The organism is Kitasatospora azatica KCTC 9699 (assembly GCF_000744785.1).
Lineage (GTDB): Bacteria > Actinomycetota > Actinomycetes > Streptomycetales > Streptomycetaceae > Kitasatospora > Kitasatospora azatica.
In genome coordinates, this window is sequence record NZ_JQMO01000003.1 from 1,046,414 (window position 1) to 1,065,483 (window position 19,070).

General features: G+C 73.7%; 18 protein-coding genes. 9 read left to right on the top strand and 9 right to left on the bottom strand.

What is annotated here, in order from left to right; genetic code table 11:
* Positions 1 to 3 precede the first annotated feature (3 nt).
* On the bottom strand, positions 4 to 1,473 hold the full coding sequence (locus BR98_RS15760; RefSeq protein ID WP_035845307.1) for a DNA-binding protein NsdB: 1,470 nt from the start codon (positions 1,471 to 1,473) through the stop codon (positions 4 to 6).
* 507 nt (positions 1,474 to 1,980) lie between these two features.
* On the opposite strand from BR98_RS15760, the gene BR98_RS15765 reads away from it, so the two are divergent.
* Positions 1,981 to 3,129, top strand: a complete 1,149-nt coding sequence (locus tag BR98_RS15765) for an aminoglycoside phosphotransferase family protein (RefSeq protein ID WP_083976618.1) — start codon at positions 1,981 to 1,983, stop codon at positions 3,127 to 3,129.
* Between the two features lie 38 nt (positions 3,130 to 3,167).
* Here BR98_RS15765 and BR98_RS15770 read toward each other — a convergent pair whose 3' ends face one another.
* From BR98_RS15770 to BR98_RS15780, 3 genes are all read right to left on the bottom strand, one after another.
* Positions 3,168 to 4,445, bottom strand: a complete 1,278-nt coding sequence (locus BR98_RS15770; RefSeq protein ID WP_051969816.1) for an acyl-CoA dehydrogenase family protein — start codon at positions 4,443 to 4,445, stop codon at positions 3,168 to 3,170.
* Between the two features lie 268 nt (positions 4,446 to 4,713).
* Positions 4,714 to 5,208, bottom strand: a complete 495-nt coding sequence (locus tag BR98_RS15775; protein WP_035845308.1) for a hypothetical protein — start codon at positions 5,206 to 5,208, stop codon at positions 4,714 to 4,716.
* A 592-nt stretch (positions 5,209 to 5,800) separates the two neighbouring features.
* Entirely contained in the window at positions 5,801 to 6,067 is a 267-nt protein-coding gene (locus tag BR98_RS15780; protein ID WP_051971080.1) for a DUF397 domain-containing protein, read from the bottom strand.
* 193 nt (positions 6,068 to 6,260) lie between these two features.
* Here BR98_RS15780 and BR98_RS15785 point away from each other — a divergent pair, with 193 nt between their 5' ends.
* Together BR98_RS15785 and BR98_RS15790 are read left to right on the top strand one after the other, a co-directional pair.
* Positions 6,261 to 6,776 carry a PTS-dependent dihydroxyacetone kinase phosphotransferase subunit DhaM gene (locus tag BR98_RS15785; RefSeq protein ID WP_324606674.1) on the top strand — a complete coding sequence of 172 codons (516 nt, stop codon included), beginning with the start codon at positions 6,261 to 6,263 and terminating at the stop codon, positions 6,774 to 6,776.
* Between the two features lie 145 nt (positions 6,777 to 6,921).
* Entirely contained in the window at positions 6,922 to 7,965 is a 1,044-nt protein-coding gene (locus BR98_RS15790) for a polysaccharide deacetylase family protein (RefSeq protein WP_051969817.1), read from the top strand.
* A gap of 93 nt (positions 7,966 to 8,058) precedes the next feature.
* Here the strand turns inward: BR98_RS15790 and BR98_RS15795 are convergent, their stop codons facing one another.
* The gene (locus BR98_RS15795) at positions 8,059 to 8,862 is read right to left on the bottom strand and encodes a glutamate racemase (RefSeq protein ID WP_035845310.1); all 804 of its coding nucleotides are present in this window, start codon (positions 8,860 to 8,862) and stop codon (positions 8,059 to 8,061) included.
* A gap of 68 nt (positions 8,863 to 8,930) precedes the next feature.
* Between BR98_RS15795 and BR98_RS15800 the strand changes: the two genes are divergently transcribed.
* Positions 8,931 to 10,085, top strand: coding sequence for a glycosyltransferase (locus BR98_RS15800; protein ID WP_035845311.1), 1,155 nt, complete (start codon positions 8,931 to 8,933; stop codon positions 10,083 to 10,085).
* Between the two features lie 89 nt (positions 10,086 to 10,174).
* Here BR98_RS15800 and BR98_RS15805 read toward each other — a convergent pair whose 3' ends face one another.
* From BR98_RS15805 to BR98_RS15815, 3 genes are all read right to left on the bottom strand, one after another.
* Positions 10,175 to 11,050, bottom strand: coding sequence for an alpha/beta fold hydrolase (locus tag BR98_RS15805; RefSeq protein WP_035845312.1), 876 nt, complete (start codon positions 11,048 to 11,050; stop codon positions 10,175 to 10,177).
* Between the two features lie 118 nt (positions 11,051 to 11,168).
* Complete coding sequence (locus tag BR98_RS15810) at positions 11,169 to 11,810, bottom strand: thiol:disulfide interchange protein DsbA/DsbL (protein ID WP_035845314.1); 642 nt, start codon at positions 11,808 to 11,810, stop codon at positions 11,169 to 11,171.
* A 73-nt stretch (positions 11,811 to 11,883) separates the two neighbouring features.
* Entirely contained in the window at positions 11,884 to 12,648 is a 765-nt protein-coding gene (locus BR98_RS15815) for a slipin family protein (protein WP_035845317.1), read from the bottom strand.
* A 201-nt stretch (positions 12,649 to 12,849) separates the two neighbouring features.
* Here BR98_RS15815 and mscL point away from each other — a divergent pair, with 201 nt between their 5' ends.
* From mscL to BR98_RS15840, 5 genes are all read left to right on the top strand, one after another.
* Positions 12,850 to 13,290, top strand: coding sequence for a large conductance mechanosensitive channel protein MscL (gene mscL / locus BR98_RS15820; protein WP_035845319.1), 441 nt, complete (start codon positions 12,850 to 12,852; stop codon positions 13,288 to 13,290).
* A 207-nt stretch (positions 13,291 to 13,497) separates the two neighbouring features.
* On the top strand, positions 13,498 to 14,133 hold the full coding sequence (locus tag BR98_RS15825) for a DUF6643 family protein (RefSeq protein ID WP_051969818.1): 636 nt from the start codon (positions 13,498 to 13,500) through the stop codon (positions 14,131 to 14,133).
* A gap of 198 nt (positions 14,134 to 14,331) precedes the next feature.
* Positions 14,332 to 15,201, top strand: coding sequence for an MOSC domain-containing protein (locus BR98_RS15830; RefSeq protein ID WP_051969819.1), 870 nt, complete (start codon positions 14,332 to 14,334; stop codon positions 15,199 to 15,201).
* Between the two features lie 77 nt (positions 15,202 to 15,278).
* Positions 15,279 to 17,672 (top strand): right-handed parallel beta-helix repeat-containing protein, encoded by a 2,394-nt coding sequence (locus BR98_RS15835; RefSeq protein ID WP_035845324.1) that lies wholly within the window; start codon positions 15,279 to 15,281, stop codon positions 17,670 to 17,672.
* A 92-nt stretch (positions 17,673 to 17,764) separates the two neighbouring features.
* A complete protein-coding gene (locus tag BR98_RS15840) occupies positions 17,765 to 18,574 on the top strand; it encodes a DeoR/GlpR family DNA-binding transcription regulator (RefSeq protein WP_035845326.1) in 810 nt (269 codons plus the stop codon).
* Here the strand turns inward: BR98_RS15840 and BR98_RS15845 are convergent.
* Positions 18,571 to 19,065 carry a GNAT family N-acetyltransferase gene (locus tag BR98_RS15845; protein WP_035845329.1) on the bottom strand — a complete coding sequence of 165 codons (495 nt, stop codon included), beginning with the start codon at positions 19,063 to 19,065 and terminating at the stop codon, positions 18,571 to 18,573. The genes BR98_RS15840 and BR98_RS15845 overlap by 4 nt on opposite strands.
* Between the last annotated feature and the right edge of the window lie 5 nt (positions 19,066 to 19,070).

The following is a 19,070-nucleotide window of genomic DNA, read 5'->3' on the forward strand; positions in this document are numbered from 1 at the left end:
GCCTCAGTCGGCAGGGCGGCGGGCCGGCGGTACCGCCGCCCTGATCTCCGCGCGCAGCTGCGCCACCTGGGGCAGCGCCTCGAAGCGGTCGCAGAGCCGGTACATCCGGCGCAACCGGTCCCAGGTGCGGTGCGAGGAGGTCTCGCCGATCTTGAGCAGCGCCGACCGGGTCTGCTCCTGCGCCGCCTCCGGCTCCCCGGCGATCCAGTACACCGAGGCGAGCGTCACGTGGTCGAGCACGTTGGAGCGCTCCTGCCCCCGTCTGGCCCGCAGCCGCATCGCCTCCTGGGCGTGCTCCACCGCCTTCCGGGCCGCGCCCGGATCGTGCTCGGCCAGCGTCCGGTAGACCAGGAACTGCATGCCGTGCAGCTCCGCCTCGTTGAAGGTCTGCATCCAGACCGGCTGCGGCTCGCGGATGTCCTGGACGTAGTACTCCTCGGCCTCGCCGAGCAGCTGGTCGACCTCCTCGGTCCGGCCCAGCGTGGCCTGGGCCCAGGCCTCCACCGTGTTGAGCATCGCCCGGGTGCGCGGCGCCATCCCCGGCCCGGCTCCGGTGCGGGCCAGCCGCATCAGGTCCAGCGCCTCCGCGCCACGGCCGTGGTGCAGCAGTTGCCGGGCGCAGCGGGAGACCGCCTCGCCGGCCCGCGGCCGGTCGCCGGCCTCCTTGGCGGCCTGCGCGGCGATCACGAAGTACCGCTGGGCGGTGGACTCCAGGCCGACGTCGTGCGACATCCAGCCGGCCAGCACCGCGAGGTTGGCGGCCACCAGCCAGAGGCGGCGGGCCAGCTCGGGCGGGTGGCGGTGGGTCAGCAAGCCGCCGACCTCGTTGAGTTGGCCGATCACGGCCTTGCGCTGGAGCCCGCCGCCGCAGGAGGCGTCCCAGGAGCGGAACACCTCGAAGGAGCGCTCCAGGGCCTCGACCTCCTCCAGGCCGGCCGGGCCGGATTCGTAGACGTCGACCAGGGGGTGGGTGGCGGTGCCGGTGATCACCTGGCGGGGGCCGGGGCGCTCGGCGGCGTAGCTGACGCTCTCGCCGGAGAGCCAGCTGTAGAGGGAATCGGGCACGGCGGAGGCTCCCAGTAGGGTCGGGCCTCCGACGGCCTGTCCGCGTCGGTTGAGCATGAGATCCATTCCCGTGAAATCGGCGAGGATCTCCGCCGTCCGCTCCGGCTCCGCGACCGTGGCGCCCTGCGCCAGAGCCGAAGCGGGCCGCCGATGTCGCGCCAGGCCGAGGTCCTCGATGGAGATGACACGACCGAGGCGCTCGGTGAACACGGCAGCCAGCACCCGCGGGACCGGATCGCGTGGGACCTCGCCCTGCTCGATCCAGCGCCGCACCCGGGAGGTGTCGGTGGACAGCTGCTGCTGCCCCATCGCGGCACCCCGCCGGTTGACCAACCGGGCCAGCTCGCCCTTGGACCAGCCGGTCAGGGCGAACAGGTCGGCGAGTCGGGTGTTGGGTTCCTTGCTCACATCAAGCCCCCAGAATCCTCGGCTGCTTCGAGCCTAACGGGCTGTCATGTGCCACGCGAGCATTCGCCAGGCTTCGCCAGGGCTGCGCTTGTGGATAGCCAGTGCCGTCCGGGTGTCAGGTAGAGATGCGCCACCTCACCCCGGGCCAACTGGCCCGGAATGCAGGCTCCGGAGCATTTCGGAGGCTGCCACCGGCCGCTCCGGCGGCCTGGCGAGAGGGGTGGCGCGACCGGGTGGCGCGCCTGGCGTCGAGCCCGGCCGACCGGTCCGACCGGCGCATTTCCCCAGAATGCGCGGATCGACCGGGGCGGCCGAGCCCGCGCTCGGCGCACCATCCACCGCGGTTCCGTCGTCCGTCCACCCACCGGGCGACCGCCGCGCCGCCGCGAAGCTCGATTGCGCCGGAGCACGCCCCGTTGCCCCAGCGCGTGCACCAGGTCTGAATCCGCCAGGGCCGCAGCCTTGGCTGACATATGCCGTCGGCAAGGAAGGGAATTTCTCCTCCTCATGTACTCCTCAGCGACTTCCCCCACCGCGCCCCGGACCGGCACCGCCCAGCGGCCGCCGTCCTCCGTGGCGGTCCGCCGGCCCGTGGCGAAGCCTGCGTTGCCTGCCCGTCCCGCCGGGCGGATCGAGGCGCCCGGATTCGTTCCGCGCGCCGGTGAGCGCCTGCTGCGCCCCCGTACACCGCAGTCCGCTCCCGGCACCCTCGGCGCCGGCCAGGCCGGCAACTGGGGGAAGGTCGACACCGCCGCGCTCGGCACCCCCGCCGTGAAGGCCGCGCTGGCCCACATCACGCGGATATGTCCCGCCTTCTCGGCGCGCCAGGTGCTGCGCGCGGACGGGGCGCACATCCTGATCACCGGGCTGATCGGGCGCACCCCCGTGGTCGCCAAGTGCCTCTCGCCGCAGGCGGTGCAGGCCGACCGCCGCGGGGTCCTGGTGGAGCGCTTCCGCCGCGAGGTGGCGGTCTACCGGGCCTTCGTCCGGCACCGCCCGCCGGTCCGGATGCCCCGCCTGGTGGCCGCCGACCACGACCGCTGCGTGCTGGTGATGGAGCGGATCCCCGGCCGCCCGGCGGCACTCGAGCGCCACCCGGCCAACGCTCCGACCCCGGGCGAGGTCCGTGCCATCCTGGGCGCCGTGCGCGGGCTCAACCTGTGGCGCCCGCCGACCGACGTGTTCCAGCAGCCGCTGGACTACCAGTGGGAGATCAGCCGCTACCACTCGGTCGGCCAGCTGACCGACCGGGACGCCGGGGACCTGCGCCAGCTGCTGCACGGCCTGGCGCACACCGGCTGGCAGCTGAACCACGGCGACGCGCTGCTGAGCAACATCATGCTGGCCCCGTCGGGACCGGTGCTGCTCGACTGGGAGCAGGCCGGCTGGTACCTGCCGGGCTACGACCTGGCGGTGCTGTGGAGCGTGCTGTCCGGCGACACCGCCGCGCGCCGGCAGATCAGCCAGGTCGCCCAGCTCGGCGGCACGCTGGCCCGGGACGCCTTCCTGGTCAACCTGGTCCTGGTGCTGATGCGCGAGCTGCGGATCTACGACGTGCCGGGGGCCGGCGAGGAGCAGCGGCTGATGATCCGTCGGCTGTACGAGGACGCGGCGCTGGCCCGGCGCGCGGTGCGGGCCGCAGTGGGCACCCGCTGAGCGCGGCGTGTCGGCTGGGCGCGGCGGCTGACGGTCGCTCAGGCCTGCTTGCGGACCGGCTGCTGGAACGACGGCTTCTGGGGCCGCCCCGCACGCGCCAGGGCGGCCAGCCCGGCGGCCTCCAGCACCGTCTGCGGGCAGCGCCCGTGCGGTCGCCCGCTCAGCGCGTCGCGCAGGTGACGCTCCAGCGGGTGACGCCGGCTCAGTCCCTGGCTGCCGGTGAGCTCCACCGCGGCCTGCACCGAGTCCACCACCGCCCGGGTGGCCAGCAGGTACGCCGGTCCGGTCCGGCCCACCGCACCCTGGTCCCCCGCGTCGATCCGCGCGGCCAGGCCCACCAGCAGCTCCTCGGCGCCGATCAGCGCGGTCTCCAGCTCGCCGAGCGCGGCCTGGTAGCGCGGCAGCGTCCCCAGCGGTTCGACCACGGCTCCGGCCACGGGCGCGGCCACAGGTCCGGCCACGGCTCCGACCGGGTTCCCCGGCGTGCGCCGGCTCAGGAAGCCCACCAGCCAGTCCCGCGCGGCCCGGCCCACGCCGAGCTGGACCGCCGCGAGCGACAGGTCCCGCCAGGCCGTGCCGAGTGCGGCCGCCGGCCCCGGCTCGGCGTCCTGCGGGCGCAGGGCGAGCGCCAGTTCGGCCGGCACCGGCACCTCGGTGAAGCTCAGGTCGTGGCCGGCGGCGGCCCGCAGGCCCAGCTGTTCCCAGACCGGGTCGACCTCCAGCCCGGGGCTCTCGCCCCGGACCAGGAAGGCGCCGACCCGTGGTTCCGGCTCGTCCGTGACGGCCTGCACCACCGCCCAGGCGAGCGCCTCGGCACCGGCGCAGCCGCTCGCGCGGCCGGTCAGCAGCCAGTCACCGCCGTCCCGCCGGGCGAGCACCGGGAGGCCGTCCGCCGCCGGGAGGCTCCGCGCCGGGTCCGCGCCCACCGTGTTGACCAGCGCCGGGCCGCGCCGGGACTCGGTCAGCAGGCGACGGTAGACGCCGGCCGGCCAGAGCGCGGTGCGGTCCTGCTCGGCGTGCAGCAGCAGGGTGAAGGCGGTCAGCAGCGCCACCGAGGCGTCGCCGCGGCCGAGTTCGGCGAGCACCTGGACGGTGTCGGCGAGCGTGGCGGCGGGGCCGCCGTAGCGCTGACCGACCGTCAGGGTGAGCAGTCCGGCCTCGTGCACCGCCTCGACGCCCTGGTACGGGAAGGTGGCGTCGCGGTCGTGCTCCTCGGCCCGGGCGGCCAGCAGGTCGACCACCCGGGGCAGCTTGGCCAGCGCCTCGGCGAGGGCCGACGGGCCGGTGGATGACGGGCTGGCGGTGCGGGTGCTCATGGCGCTGCCTCCGGGGGCCGGCGTGCGGGCGTGCGAGTACGTGGCGAGGAGCGAGACGCGACGGCACCGCCCGGCGGGAGGACCCGTCGGGGACGAACTGGAAGCAGCCTGCCGCGCCGGGCTACGGACAGAGCGCGCTGGCGGTCCGCCGCAGGTCCAGGTAGCTGCGGGAGGTCAGCAGCGGGCGGCAGGACGACATGCTGGTGACTGTACGAAGTAATGATCGACAGCGTCAAGCACCACGAGCGGGCGCTCGGCCCGGCCGGGATCAGCCCTGCTGGAACATGTCCCCGGGCAGCGGCTTGAGCAGCTGGTACAGGTCGTCCGCGATCGGCCGGTCCCAGGAGGCGATGGTCACCTGGACCTGGTCGCTGCGGTCGAACTGGGCGCAGAACACCCGCTCCTCGGAGACCTTGACCTTCTTCACGATCAGCAGGTCGTCCCGCAGCATCACCGGGAAGTCCTCGGCGGAGACGAACTCCACCGGCTCCTCCACCTCGAGCGCCGCGAGCAGCTGTCTGACCTCGAACGGCACACCGTCCGGGGTGTCCCGGGCCGGCGAACCCTCGGGCAGGTTCCCGATGAACATCGCCGGGCCGCGGCCGCCGAACAGGTCGTACCGCAGGAAGATCCCCTGACAGGAGCCGTCGGGGCCGGTCATCACCGCGGCGCCGAAGAGGCCGGGCCAGTCGCCCGGGTCCATCGCGAGTACGTCGAAGTCCGGGCCCGCGGGGGTGCCGGAACGTCGGCGGAGAAAAGACATGTCGCCATCGTACGTGGCCCGTCCGCGCGGACCCGCACTGGGCGGTGGTGTTCGAGTCCCGTTCACAATTGCGCGAGCTCCACGCTCCGAGACGAATGTTGACGCTGAGCAACCGTCCGGGCTACGGTCGCGATGTACGGCAGCTGCTGTGGACGTGCTCCACGTGGGGGTGGCCTGCTGTGGCGCATTCCTGTGCGCCCACTCTCCCTGTGGCACATCGTCGTGCGGCGGCTGCAAGCTCCAGCACTGGTTCCGGCTCCGTTTCCAGCTCCAGCACACCCCTTCACCCCAAAGCCTGGTTCGCGGGTTCCCCGACAACTGTCGCGCCCACGGACCGCGCCCGGGACACCGACGCGTGGGGGCGTTCGGATCCCGGGCACCGGCGGCCTGGGCCCTAGGCCCCGCCGCCAGCCTCCCGGCGACCGCCGGTCCGCACGGGCCGGTTCGGGGAAACCTCGGGAGGGAGCCCGGTGTCGCGAACCGGGCCGCGCAGCAGGCGCCGTGCACGACCGCGTGGGGGCGGTCGGCACGGCGCCTGCCTGTCTTTCCCGGCGTCCCCGACCAGGGTGCCGACCTCGCCGGGCTCCTGACGTCAGGTCAGGTCGAACTCGCCGTCCTGGGCGCCGAGCACGAAGGCCCGCCACTCCTCCGGGGTGAAGACCAGCACCGGCCCGTCCGGGAACCGCCCGTCGCGCATCGCGATGTACCCGTCCACGAAGGCGATCTGCACGTCGCCCGGGGAGCCGTCCTCCTGCTTGGCGGAGAGCCACTCGGCCCCCGTGGTGTCCAGCTTGGGCTTGCGGGCCGGCGGGACCGTCGCGGCCTCCGCGCTCTGGTCGGCGGTGTCCCCGGGGCTGATCTCGGTTGCCACTGCTGGTGCTCCTCCCGAACGTCCTTCAAGGGGGTCAGCGTATCGGTCGGGATCGTGACGGGAGTGCGCTTTTGGGTCGATACCCGGCGCGGGCGCGGGACGCGGCGGGCCGGGTTTGCGAGAGTGGGCCGGTACGAGAGTGGGCCGGGAACCTGGGCGACGGCAGAGCTGGGAGCAGTCGATGGCACAGATCACCCCGCGAGGCGGGATGGGCGCGGACGTCATCCCGATCGGGGAGGCGCCCTCCGCGGCCCGGGTGCCGAGCCAGGCGCCGGTCCGCACCGCCGCCCTGGGCCGGGTCGGGGTGGTGCTGGTCTCGCACAGCCGGGACCTGGCGCAGGACGTGGCCGACCTGGCCCAGGCGATGGCGCAGACCGAGGACCCGTCGGCGGTGGCGGCCACCGGCGGGAACCCCGGCGACGGCCTGGGCAGCAGCGCGCTGCTGATCGCGGCGGCGGCCCGCCGGGTGGACCAGGGGCACGGCGTGGCGGTGCTGGCCGACCTGCCGGCCGCCGTCCAGACGGTGCTCTCGGTACTGGCGGCGGCCGACGAGCACGGGTTGCCGTTTCCGGTGCGGTTCGCCGACGCACCGTTCGTGGAGGGCGCGGTGGCGGCAGTGCTGACGGCCTCGGCCGGCGGGGACCTGGCGGCCGTGGTGGACGCGGCCGAGGAGACCTACCGCCAGCGGAAGGTGTGAACCGGCCGCCGGGCACGGGCCGGGCTCGCGCGGCGGCGCGCGAAAATGTCCGACCCATCGCGTACAACCATCCACGCGGCGCAGGAGTCTGCACTGCGTCGAGGGATCTCACGCCGGGTCAGCCCGGCCTCGCCTGGGGAGCACCGTGCCGCGATCGGACGCCACTACACCTGACCTGACGACCGCCGTTGACCTGGCCGCGCAGCTTGCCACCGCAACCGCCACCGCTGCGACCGCTCCCGGGCCGGCGCCCGCCCACGCCTCGTCGCAGTCCGCCGCGCTCGCCCCGGACCGGCTGGCGCACTGGCTCAGCCACTCCCCCGCCCAGCCGCTCTTCCGGGCCCACGCGGCCCGCCGCCTGGCCGTCCTCGCCTACCGCCGGGTGACCGACCAGCGGGCCTTCGGCGCCCAGTTGGACCGCCTCTGCCAGGTCGCCGTGCCGATCTCGCTGCCCGCCCTGGAACAGGCCGTCTCCGAGGGCCGGCCGCTGCCCCAGCGCAGCGTGCTGATCACCTTCGACGACGCCGACCGGGACGTCCTGGAGCACGCGCTGCCCGCGCTGACCGCCCGTGGGCTGCCCGCCGTGGCCTTCGTGGTGACCGAACTGGTCGGCACCGACCGGCCGTCCTGGCGGGACGAGGCGGCCTTCCTGCTCGGCCACGGCGGCCAGGCCCGGGCGCTGCGCGCGGACGGACTGCGCGGGCGGCTCGAACAGCTCGCCACCCTCCCCGACCCGGACCGGCGGCGCAGCCTGCACGAACTGCGGGTGAGCAGCCCCGTCATGGCCCCCAGGCGCGAGCGGCTGACCGCGCTCGACCTGCGCCGTCTGGTGGCCGGGCGGGTGGCGGTCGGCAGCCAGAGCCTGGGCGAGCCCGAGCTGCGGCGCTGTGACGACGCCACGGTGCGGGCGGAGATCCACACCGCGCACCAGCAGCTGACCGGCTGGCTGGGGGCCGCGCCCACGGCCTTCGCCTACCCCGGCGGCGAGCACGACCCGCGTGCGGCCGCGCTGCTGGCCGACCTGGGCTACCGCGCCGCATTCCTGACCGACCACCGGCTCAGCCCGCGGTTGCCCCGGGAGGCGCTGCACATCAGCCGTCTGGAGGTTGACGCCACCGCCGACCAGCCGCACTTCGAGGCGATCCTCTCCGGCCTGCACCCGGCGCTGACCCGCTGGCGCGGGCAGTGAAGCCCCGCAGTGCGGTGAGCCCCGTCGTGCGGTGAGCCCCGCAGTGCAGTGAGCCCCGCAGTGCAGTGAGCCCCGCAGTGCCGTAGTACGGCGTCAGACGGTGGCCGTCACCGTCTCGGTGGCCCCGGCTGCCGCCAGCAGCGCGCGTCCCTCGGGGTAGCCTGCGGCGGCGGCCGGGAGCGGGCCGGGCCGGCCGGTGAGCAGGACGGTGAGGGTGCCGGTGCCGGCGCGGGCGAGGCTTTCGGTGGGCACCCGGCGCAGTGCCTGGGCGGCGACCGCGCCGGCCGAGCCGTGCAGGGTCAGCGCCGGATCGGCGGTGGCCGCGACGGCGGCCCGGATCCGGTCGGCGACCAGCTCGTAGTGCGTGCAGCCCAGCACGATCTCCGTGGTGCCGGCGGGGGTGAGCGCGGCGGCGGCGGCGATGGTCCGCGCCATGGCGGCCTCGTCGGCCTGCTCGACCGCGTCGGCGAGTCCGGGGCAGGGCACCTCGGTGATCTCCGCCTCGCCGCCGAACTCCGCGATCAGGCCTCGCTGGTAGGCGCTGCCGGTGGTGGCCGGGGTGGCCCAGATCGCCACCCGTCCGCCGGCCCGGGCGGCCGGCTTGATCGCGGGCACCGTGCCGATCACCGGAATACCGGGCTCCAGTTCTGCCCGCAGAGCGTCCAGCGCGTGCACGGTCGCGGTGTTGCAGGCCACCACCAGCACGTCGGGCCGGTGCGCGGCCGCGGCGCGGGCGCACGCCAGCGCGTGCTCGGTGAGATCCGCCGGCGTGCGCGGACCCCAGGGCATGCCCTCGGGGTCGCAGGAGATCACCAGATCCGCGTCGGGCCGCAGGTTCCGCAGCGCGGTGGCCGCCGGCAGCAGGCCGATTCCGGAGTCAACCAGTGCGATCTTCATAGTGAACGACCCTAGCCGATCGCGCCGTGCCGCCCACCTGAACGGGGCCGGTGCGGCAGACTGCCCGAGTGACATTGCTGCTGTGGGTGACCGGACTGTCGCTGCTCTGCTGGCTCTGGCTGGCCGTCGGGCAAGGGTTCTTCTGGCGCACCGATCTGCGCCTGCCGCCGAACCGGCCGGAGCCCGGGCACTGGCCCGAGGTCGCGGTGGTGGTGCCGGCTCGGGACGAGGCCGAGGTGCTCCCGCTGAGCCTGCCCGGGCTGCTCGCGCAGAAGTACCCGGGACGGGCCCGGGTGATCCTGGTGGACGACCACAGCTCGGACGGCACCGCCGAGGTCGCTCGCCGGCTCGCCGCCGGGGGCGGCCTGCCGCTCACCGTCAGCACCCCGCCCCCGCTGCCCGCCGGGTGGACCGGCAAGCTCTGGGCGGTGCGGCACGGGGTCGAACTCGCCGGCCAGGCCGAGCTGCTCTTCCTCACCGACGCCGACATCGCGCACGGCCCGGACACGCTGGCCGCGCTGGTGGCCGGCGCCGAGGCCGGCCGCCTCGACCTGGTCTCGCAGATGGCCCGGCTGCGCACCGACACCGCCTGGGAGCGGCTGATCGTGCCGGCCTTCGTCTACTTCTTCGCCCAGCTCTACCCGTTCCGCTGGAGCAACCGGCCGGGCGGCCGGACGGCGGCGGCCGCCGGCGGCTGCTCGCTGGTGCGCCGCACCGCGCTGGAGCGGGCCGGCGGCGTCGAGGTGATCCGCGGCGCGGTGATCGACGACGTGTCACTCGCCCGCGCGGTCAAGCGCACCGGCGGCCGGACCTGGCTTGGCCTGGCCGAGCGCGACCCCGAGTCGACCGTGCTGAGCGTGCGCCCGTACGTCGGCCTGGGCCCGCTGTGGCGGATGGTCTCGCGCAGCGCGTACGCCCAGCTGCGGCACTCACCGCTCCTGCTGCTGGGGACGGTGCTCGGCCTGTCGCTGATCTACCTGGTGCCGCCAGCGGCCGCCCTCGCCGGTGCCGTCACCGGCGGGCCGGCGGTGCTCGCCCTCGGCCTGGCCGGCTGGGCCGTGATGACCGGGACCTACCTCCCGATGACCCGCTACTACGGCCGCTCGCCACTGGCCGCGCTGCTGCTGCCGTTCACCGCGCTGCTGTACCTGCTGATGACGGTGGACTCGGCGGTTCAGCACTATCGCGGCCGTGGCGCGGCCTGGAAGGGCCGCACCTACTGACCGGGCCTACTGACCGGGCCCCTACTGACCGCGCCCTACTGACCGAGTTCGACCTACCGACCCAGCTCGACCTACCGACCCAGCTCGACCTACCCACCCAGCTTGGCCAGGAAGTCGGCGATCAGGGGCGCGGTCTCGGGCAGCGTCTCCTCCAGCGCGAAGTGCCCGGTGTCCAGGATGTGCAGCTCGGCCTCGGGCAGGTCGCGCAGGTAGGCGCGGGCACCGGGTTCCAGGAAGAAGGGGTCGTTACGGCCCCAGAGGATCAGCGCCGGTGGCCGGTGCGTGCGCAGCCACTCCTGCCAGCGCGGGTAGCTCTCGACGTTGCTGTGGTAGTCCAGCGCGAGTTCGACCTGGATCGCCTTGCGGCCCGGCAGGTCGAGGAAGTGCTGGTCCATGGTCCAGCCGTCCGGGCTGATCAGGGTCGGATCGCCGGCGCCGCCCTCGTACTGGCTGCGGGTGACCGGCAGGGTGAGGATCTCGCGGACCCGCTCGGCCGCGCCCGGGACGCCCGGGCGGTTGGCGATCATCTGCTGCGCCGTCGCGGAGAGGCCTTCGGCGTAGGCGTTGCCGTTCTGCACCACCAGTCCGGTGATCCACTCCGGGTGCCGAGCCGCGAGCCGGAAACCGACCGGGGCGCCGAAGTCGAAGGCGTAGAGCACGAAACGGTCGAGGCCGAGCTGCTCGCAGAAGCCCTCGATCACCTCGGCGAGCGCGTCGAAGCTGTACCGGAACTCGGCCGGGTCGGGGCTGTCGCTGCGTCCGAAGCCGGGGTAGTCCGGGGCGACCAGGTGGTAGTCCGCGCCGAGCGCGTCGATCAGGCGCGCGTACTGGTGCGAGGAGGCCGGGAAGCCGTGCAGCAGGAGCAGGGTCGGCGCGTCGGCCGGGCCGGCCTCGCGGTAGAAGATCCGCAGGCCGTCGATCTCGACGTGGCGGTGGTGGACACGCGGTATCCGCAGCTCGGCCATGGGCCGACCCCCTCTGATCGGAGCAGTCGTGCTGACAGCTCCGATCTAACCACTAAAACGCATTTAGGTGGTAGGAGTTCTGGTCAGGGGCTCTGCCAGTGGCTTCTGGCAGCGGCTCTCAGTGGCTCGTCGACCGGACCTGCGCCAGCAGTTGGTCCAGCACACCCGGGATCGCCTCCACCCCGCCCGCCGCCGTGGGCGAGGTCTGGTAGCGGCCCTGCACCACCAGGCTGGGCAGCTCGGTGGTCTCGTACCTGACCAGGTCGTCGGGCGCCTGCTCGACCTCGCGGCGCACCTGCTCGGACTCGTACGCGGCGGTGAACTGCCGCCGGTCCACCCCCTGGCGCTCCGCCCAGCCGGCGGCCGCCGCCTCGCTGCCGAGGTCCGCCCCCTCGCCGCGGACCGCCCGGAACACGGCCCGCTGCAGCCGGTCCACCTGACCGAGCTTCTCCAGCGTGAAGTAGAGCCTGGCGTGCGCGGTCTGCACCCTCTGCTCCGGACCTCCCGGCCAGACCGCCGGGATCCGGCGCAGCACCACATCGGAGGGCTGGCGGGCGGCCCACTGCTCCAACGGCTGCTCCAGCAGCTCGGAGTGGTAGCACCCGTACCAGAAGACCTCGACCACCTCGCGCTGGGCCGACGCGCTCACCTGCTGCGGATGGCGCAGGCTGACATACCGTCCGTCCGCGGCGGCGGGCACCGAGCCCAGGGCGCAGGCGACGGACACCACCAGGACAACGGCACGGGTCAGGGGCTTCATACCGCCACCGTGGCAGCCCCGCCCGCCGGCCGGCCAGCTGACGCGCGATCAGTCCCCCGATCGAGCGGTCCGGCTACTCCTCCCGAGTGAGGCGCTCGGTCTGCGCCTCGAAGAAGCGCAACAGCTCGACCGGGAACGGCAGCACCAGCGTGGAGTTCTTCTCGGCCGCCACCTCCACCACGGTCTGCAGCAGCCGCAGCTGCATCGCGGCCGGCGTCTCGGACATCCGCTGCGCCGCCTCGGCCAGCTTGCCGGCGGCCTGGAACTCGCCGTCGGCCGTGATGATCCGGGCCCGCCGCTCCCGATCGGCCTCCGCCTGCCGGGCCATCGAGCGCTTCATCGAGTCGGGGAGCGCGACGTCCTTGATCTCCACCCGGTCGATGTGCACGCCCCAGCCCACCGCCGGGCTCTCCAGCATCAGTTCGAGCCCCCGGTGGAGCTGCTCGCGCCCGGAGAGCAGGTCGTCCAGCTCGCTCTTGCCGATGATCGAGCGCAGCGAGGTCTGCGCCACCTGCAACATCGCGAACTGGTAGTTCTGCACGTCCACGGTGGCCCGGATCGGCTCATTGACCCGGAAGTACAACACCGCGTCCACCCGGACCGTCACATTGTCCTTGGTGATCCCCTCCTGCGCGGGCACCGGCATGGTGACCACCTGGACGTTCACCTTGCGCATCCGGTCCAGCACCGGCACCAGCAACGTCAACCCCGGCCCCCGCACCTGCTGACGCACCCGCCCGAGCCGGAACACCACCCCGCGCTCGTACTGCTGCACAACACGCACACCGGTGAGGAGCCAGAGCAGGGCGACCACGGCCAGGGCTATGACGACGGGCATGCGGTCAGTATGCGCGCGCCCGTGCGGCCGCGGAAGGAGTTTGACGAGTAGTACACACACCGCCCCTGGCTCACCCCCAACTCCCGGGCCGCGTTAGCCAGTCCGGGTGACGGCGGTTGGACCGTGGGGTGGCTGCTCGCCCAGGATGGCCGGGCAAGCGGGCGGGCCATCGCCCCGCGTTAACCCCCTGGAGTCAGAGCCGTGTTCAAGGGCTTTCGCAGCTTCCTGCTGCGCGGAAACGTTGTCGACCTGGCGGTCGGTATCGTCATCGGTGCGGCCTTCACCGCCGTGGTCACCGGCTTCGTCACGGCGTTCCTGACGCCGCTGGTCGGGGTCGCCATGGGGGCGGTGGGGGACTTCACCAAGGAGGCCTTCGAGGTCGGCGGCACGGCGTTCCCGTACGGCGCGTTCCTGAACGCGTTGATCAGCTTCGTGCTGATCAGCGCGGTGATCTACTTCGCGGTGGTGCTGCCGGTCGGCAAGCTGCAGGAGAAGTTCGAGGCGCCGAAGGCCGAGCCGGCCAAGGTGGACTGCCCGCAGTGCCTCAGCCGGATTCCGGCCGCGGCCGTGCGCTGCTCGTACTGCACCTCCGAGGTGGCCGGCACGCCGGGCTTTCCTGCTCAGGCCATGCAGCGCGGCTGACGCGTGCGCCGGTGTGAGCCCCCCGTCGCGGGGGGGCTCACGTGTTCATTGCCGTCTTTCATTGACTCTCAATGACCGGAAAGCGTCGACAAAATGTCCGATCTTCCCTCGTTCGAGGGGTTTGCGCTGGAGAAGACTGCGTAAACACTCGAACTGCCACCCCTCCTGCTCTCCTCAGGGGCGCATTCTGGGCTTACGGTATGCCCCATGACCTCGCCCCGCCCCTACGACGGAGTTGGTTACTACCCTCCGTCCTTCTCGTCGGGCACGCCCATCTACGACATGCTGGTCGCAGAGCGCGGAGTCCCGCAGATCGCGCCGATCAACGTGCCGGCCGCCCTGCCGCCGGCCCCCATGCCGTCGCCGTCCTACGGGTCGGCGATGGAATCGACCAGCCTGCTGCCCGCGCTGCCGCCCGCCCGGCTCGCGCTCGGCCCGGGCACCAGCAGCGGCTACCAGTCGGCGCAGCCCGTCCCCGGGTACGGCGGCCAGCCGTACGTCCCGGGTCCGCGGGTGCCCGGCCAGCCGGTACCGCCCGGCTATCCGCAGCCGGCCGCGCCGCAGCCCTGGGACCAACAGCCCGGCGCCTTCCGGCCGGGCCAGGGTGCACCCGCACCGATGGCCCCGGTGCGCCCGATGCCGCCGCAGCCGTTCTTCCAGCAGCAGGGCACCCCGCCGCACGGCTTCCCGCAGCCGCAGTTCGGGCAGCAGCAGCCGCAGCAGAGCCCGCAGCCGCCCGCCGCCCAGCCGCAGTTCGGCCAGAGCCAGTTCGGACAGCAGCAGTTCGGGCCCGGGCAGTTCGGACAGCAGCAGCAACAGCCCTACCCGGGGCAGGTCTACTGACCGGAGGCAACACCGGTCAGCCGATCGAGGGGGACGGTCATCAACGGGCCGCCCGGCCCGCCGGAACACGGCAGGCCGGGCGGCCCGTCCGCATCCCCGCACACGCATCCCGGCACCGCTCGACATCCATCTTCCGGCCCGCCCCCCGCGCCGCCCCCATGGCTCTCGCTTGCGAGCGTACCTGGCAGGATGGGCGACATGCCGCTTCTCACCGGACTTCACCGATACCCCGTCAAGTCGATGTACCGGCAGAACCCGCGGCAGGCCGTGGTGGAACCCTGGGGTCTGAGCGGGGACCGGCGCTGGATGCTGGCCCGGGCCACCGGCCGGGCGGTCACCCAGCGCGAGATCGCCGCGCTCGGCCAGTTCCGCACCGACCTGGACGAGGACGGCGCACTGCAGATCACCTCCCCCGGCGGCGAGCAGCTGCGGGTGCCCGCGCCGAGCGCCGCCGAGGGCGCCGTCGACACCCAGGGCGATGTCTTCGGCAGCCTGTTCGCCGCCGTCGAGGCCGAGGAGAAGGCCCAACTCTGGTTCCGCGAGCGGCTCGGCGAGAGCGACCTGCGGCTGCTGCACCTGGCCGACCCGCGGGCCCGGCGGATCGCGCCCGACTTCAGCGAGCCGGGCGAGACGGTGAGCATGGCCGACGGCTTCCCGCTGCTGGCCGCCAGCACCGCCTCGCTGGCCGCGCTCAACGAGTGGCTCACCGAGGCCGACACCCCGGCGGTGCCGATGGAGCGGTTCCGCCCGAACCTGGTGATCGACGGCACCGAGCCCTGGGAGGAGGACGGCTGGCGGCGGGTCAGGATCGGCGAGCTGACCTTCCGGGCCGTCAAGCTGTGCGGCCGCTGCGTGGTGACCACCACCGACCAGGAGACCGGCGAGCGCACCGGCGCCGAGCCGCTGCGCACCCTGGCCAAGCTGCGGCGCTTCGACAAGAAGGCGGCGTTCGGCGTCAACCTGGTACCCGAGCGACCCGAGGGGGTGACCGGCGACGAGCTGGGCACCCTCCGGCTGGGCGACCAGGTCACCGTGCGGGCCCGCGGCGAGCGGCTCCCCGCCGCATAGCTTCGGAGGACCCATCCCGGCACGCTACGGTGAGGCCCGAGGCGGCACGAGCACGGAAGGCGGGGCGACGGAACGTCATGGGTGAGCACAGGGTCCGGGTCACGCAGGACAGCGGCTCGCGCTGGCGGCGTCGCGCCGGGGAGTACGACACGCTCGCCGAGGCGCTGGCCGCCGCCGAACCGGGCGACACCGTCACCGTGCGCCCCGGCGTGTTCCGCGAGAACGTGCTGCTCGACAAGGCGGTCACGGTGCTGCCCGCCGAGGGGCCCGGCACCGTACGGATCGACCCGCCGTCCGGCGTGGCGCTCACCGTCACGGCCGGCGCGACCGTCCGCGACCTGGTGATCGAGAGCTACGACAGCTCGGCGGCCGCCGTGCGGATCACCGGCCCCGAGGCCACCGCCACACTGACCGGCTGCCGGGTGGACACGCACGCCGCGGTGGGCATCGAGGTGGCCGAACGGGCCGAGGCGCGGATCACCGGATGCACCGTCAGCAACCCGTCCGGCCTCGGTCTGCGGCTGCGCGGCGGGGCCACCGCGCGGTTCCAGGACTGCGAGGTCGCCGCCGCCGGCCAGGCCGGGCTGGCGGTCCTCGAAGGGGCCCGGGCCGAGCTCGACCGCTGCCGACTGCACCACGCGGCGGGCGCCGGCGTGCTGCTCACCGACGCCGGAAGCCTGGCCGAGCTGACCGGCTGCGAGATCTACGAGATCCGCGGCAGCGGCGTGCAGGCCGAGTCCAAGGCGGTCGGCCGACTGACCGACTGCGAGGTGCACCGGGTCACCGGCAACGGCCTGACCCTGGACACCGAGGCCGAACTGCAGCTGCGCGACTGCCGGCTGCACGACCTGCCGGAGAACGCCGCCGACCTGCGCGGCCGCGCCACCCTGACGCTGGAGCGCAGCACGATCCGCTCGTTCGGCCGGGGCGCGCTCTCGGTCTGGGACCCGGGCACCAGGGTCGAGGCCACCGGCTGCGAGATCGAGGACTCCACCGGCGACTACCCCGCGATCTGGGTCAGCGACGGCGCCCGGCTCACCCTCACCGACTGCGCGCTGCACGACCTGCCGGACGCCCTGTTCGTCCTGGACCGGGACTCCCAGGCGACCGTCACCGACACTTCGTTCAGCCGGATCCGCAGCTCGGCCGTCTCGGTCAGCTCCGGCGCCACCGTCGCGCTGCAGCGCTGCCGGGTGCAGGAGGCCGGCACCGGGCTCTGGTTCCGCGACCACGGCAGCGGCGGACTGCTGACGGAGTGCGAGATCGCCGAGGTGGCCACCGGGGTGATCGTCACCAAGGGCGCCGACCCGGTGCTGCGCGACTGCGTGGTGCGCGCCAGCGCCGAGGCGGCGGTCTACGTCTCGGCGCAGGGCAAGGGCAGCTTCGAGGACTGCCGGGCCGTGCAGGGCAAGGGCTTCGGCTTCCACATCATCGACGGCTGCCGCACCAAGCTGACCCGCTGCCGGGCCGAGCAGAACGGCCGGGCCGGCTTCGAGATCGCCGAGCCCGGCCCGCTGGTGGAGGCCTGCACCTCGGACGACGTGCCGACCGCGCCGGCCCCGGCCCCCGCCGAGACGGTGCCGGCCCCGCGCACCGCCCAGCTGACCGCCGGCGCCCCGGCGCTGGTCGCGCCGCCGCAGATCGCGCCGATCCCGGACTGCCGCCCGGCCGACGAGGCGCTGGCCGAGCTGGACGCGCTGATCGGCCTGGCCACCGTCAAGCAGGAGGTGCGCACCCTGATCGACCTGATCGCGGTGGGCCGGCGGCGCCGCCAGGCCGGGCTGAAGGCGCCCTCGCTCCGTCGGCACCTGGTCTTCACCGGTTCCCCCGGCACCGGCAAGACCACGGTGGCGCGGCTCTACGGGGAGATCCTGGCCGCACTCGGGGTCCTGCAGCGCGGACACCTGGTGGAGGTGGCCCGGGTGGACCTGGTGGGCGAGCACATCGGCTCCACCGCGCTGCGCACCCAGGCGGCGTTCGACCAGGCCAGGGGCGGGGTGCTGTTCATCGACGAGGCGTACACGCTGGCCCCCGAGGACGGCGCCCGGGACTTCGGCCGGGAGGCCATCGACACCCTGGTGAAGCTGATGGAGGACCACCGGGACGAGGTGGTGGTGATCGTGGCCGGCTACACCGCCGAGATGGAGCGCTTCCTCGGCGCCAACCCCGGTGTCTCCTCCCGCTTCTCACGGACCATCAGCTTCCCCGACTACACCGACGCCGAGCTGCTGGAGATCGCCCGCACCCAGTGCGTGGAGCACGAGTACCAGCTGGCCGAGCCGACCGCGGCGGCGCTGCTCGACCACTTCTCGACCCTGCACCGCGGCCCGACCTTCGGCAACGGCCGCACCGCCCGACAGGTCTTCGAGACCATGGTGGAACGCCATGCGATGCGGGTGGCACAGCTGTCCGACCCGTCCACCGAGGAACTCCAACTCCTCGTCCCGGCCGACCTCCCGCTGCCCCGCTGAGCCCTGCCACGCTGAGCACTGGGACGCTGAGCACTGGGACGTGGCAGGATAATCAGAGGGATCGATCTTCTCTGAAAGGCGGGGCGACGCACGTGGCCGACAGCAGCAACCTGCTCGCCGAGCAGCGCCGGGCACTGATCCTGGACGAGGTGCGCCGACGCGGCGGGGTCCGGGTGAACGAGCTGACCCGGCGACTGAACGTCTCCGACATGACGATCCGCCGGGACCTGGACGCGCTGGCCAAGGTCGGCGCGATCGAGAAGGTGCACGGCGGCGCGGTGCCGGTCGAGGAGGCCCGCACCCACGAGCCCGGCTTCGAGGCCAAGTCCTCGCTGGAGCTGTCCGCCAAGGAGGAGATCGCCCGGGCCGCGGCCGCGCTGGTCACCGCCGGGATGGCGATCGCGCTCTCCGGCGGGACCACCACCTTCGCGCTGGCCCAGCACCTGGTGACGGTCGGTCAGCTGACCGTGGTGACCAACTCGGTCCGGGTCGCGGACGTCTTCGAGCGGGCCCAGCGCCAGGGCGAGGGCACCGGGACCACGGTGGTGCTGACCGGCGGGGTGCGCACCCCCTCGGACTCGCTGGTCGGGCCGGTGGCGGACCGGGCGATCCGCTCACTCCACTTCGACCTGCTCTTCCTGGGCACCCACGGCCTCTCCCCCGAGGCCGGCCTCTCCACCCCGAACCTGGCGGAGGCGGAGACCAACCGGAACTTCGTGGCCTCGGCCCGCCGGGTGGTGGCGGTGGCCGACCACACCAAGTGGGGCGTGGTCGGCCTGTCCACCTTCGCCGAGCTGAGCGAGGTGGACACCTGGGTGACCGACGCGGCGCTCTCCGCCGAGGCGGCGGAGGCGGCGCGTGACCATGTGCGTGAGCTGGTGCTCGCGCCGTCGGGGATCTAGCGCTCGGTCGGGGTCTGGAGCTCTATCGCGTAGTACTTGAGCTCGCCGTCCTCGTGGGTGAAGGTCAGGCCCGCGGCCTCCATCACCCGCTGGGACGGGAGGTTTTCGTGGTCGGTGTCGCCCTTCAGGGACGTGACGCCCCAGCCGGGCGCGGCGGCCACGATCGCGCGCAGCGCCTCGCGGGCGTACCCGTTGCCGCGGGCGGAGGCGGACAGGCCGTAGCCGACGGAGACGTGCCCGTGCTCGTCGGGCGCGCCGTGGAAGCCGATGCCGCCGATCGCCGTACCGCCCTCGCGCAGGCGGATCTCGTAGCCGCCGAAGGGGTGGGCGGTCTGGTACTTGACGAACATGCCGGCCCCGACCCGCTCGCCCTCCGACGGGTAGTCAGGGGCCCAGTTGTCCGCGGGGCCGGCTTGGCCCGCCGCGACCCGCTCCGCTTCGGCGATGGTGAAGGGGTGCAGGATCAGGCGCTCAGTCAGAAGATCGTTCATGCACG

Coding starts and splice junctions, on each gene's coding strand:
- BR98_RS15765 (WP_083976618.1), top strand. CDS start 1,981: ATGTACTCCTCAGCGACTTCCCCCACCGCGCCCCGGACCGGCACCGCC.
- BR98_RS15770 (WP_051969816.1), bottom strand. CDS start 4,445: ATGAGCACCCGCACCGCCAGCCCGTCATCCACCGGCCCGTCGGCCCTC.
- BR98_RS15775 (WP_035845308.1), bottom strand. CDS start 5,208: ATGTCTTTTCTCCGCCGACGTTCCGGCACCCCCGCGGGCCCGGACTTC.
- BR98_RS15785 (WP_324606674.1), top strand. CDS start 6,261: ATGGCACAGATCACCCCGCGAGGCGGGATGGGCGCGGACGTCATCCCG.
- BR98_RS15795 (WP_035845310.1), bottom strand. CDS start 8,862: ATGAAGATCGCACTGGTTGACTCCGGAATCGGCCTGCTGCCGGCGGCC.
- BR98_RS15805 (WP_035845312.1), bottom strand. CDS start 11,050: ATGGCCGAGCTGCGGATACCGCGTGTCCACCACCGCCACGTCGAGATC.
- BR98_RS15810 (WP_035845314.1), bottom strand. CDS start 11,810: ATGAAGCCCCTGACCCGTGCCGTTGTCCTGGTGGTGTCCGTCGCCTGC.
- BR98_RS15815 (WP_035845317.1), bottom strand. CDS start 12,648: ATGCCCGTCGTCATAGCCCTGGCCGTGGTCGCCCTGCTCTGGCTCCTC.
- BR98_RS15825 (WP_051969818.1), top strand. CDS start 13,498: ATGACCTCGCCCCGCCCCTACGACGGAGTTGGTTACTACCCTCCGTCC.
- BR98_RS15830 (WP_051969819.1), top strand. CDS start 14,332: ATGCCGCTTCTCACCGGACTTCACCGATACCCCGTCAAGTCGATGTAC.
- BR98_RS15835 (WP_035845324.1), top strand. CDS start 15,279: ATGGGTGAGCACAGGGTCCGGGTCACGCAGGACAGCGGCTCGCGCTGG.
- BR98_RS15845 (WP_035845329.1), bottom strand. CDS start 19,065: ATGAACGATCTTCTGACTGAGCGCCTGATCCTGCACCCCTTCACCATC.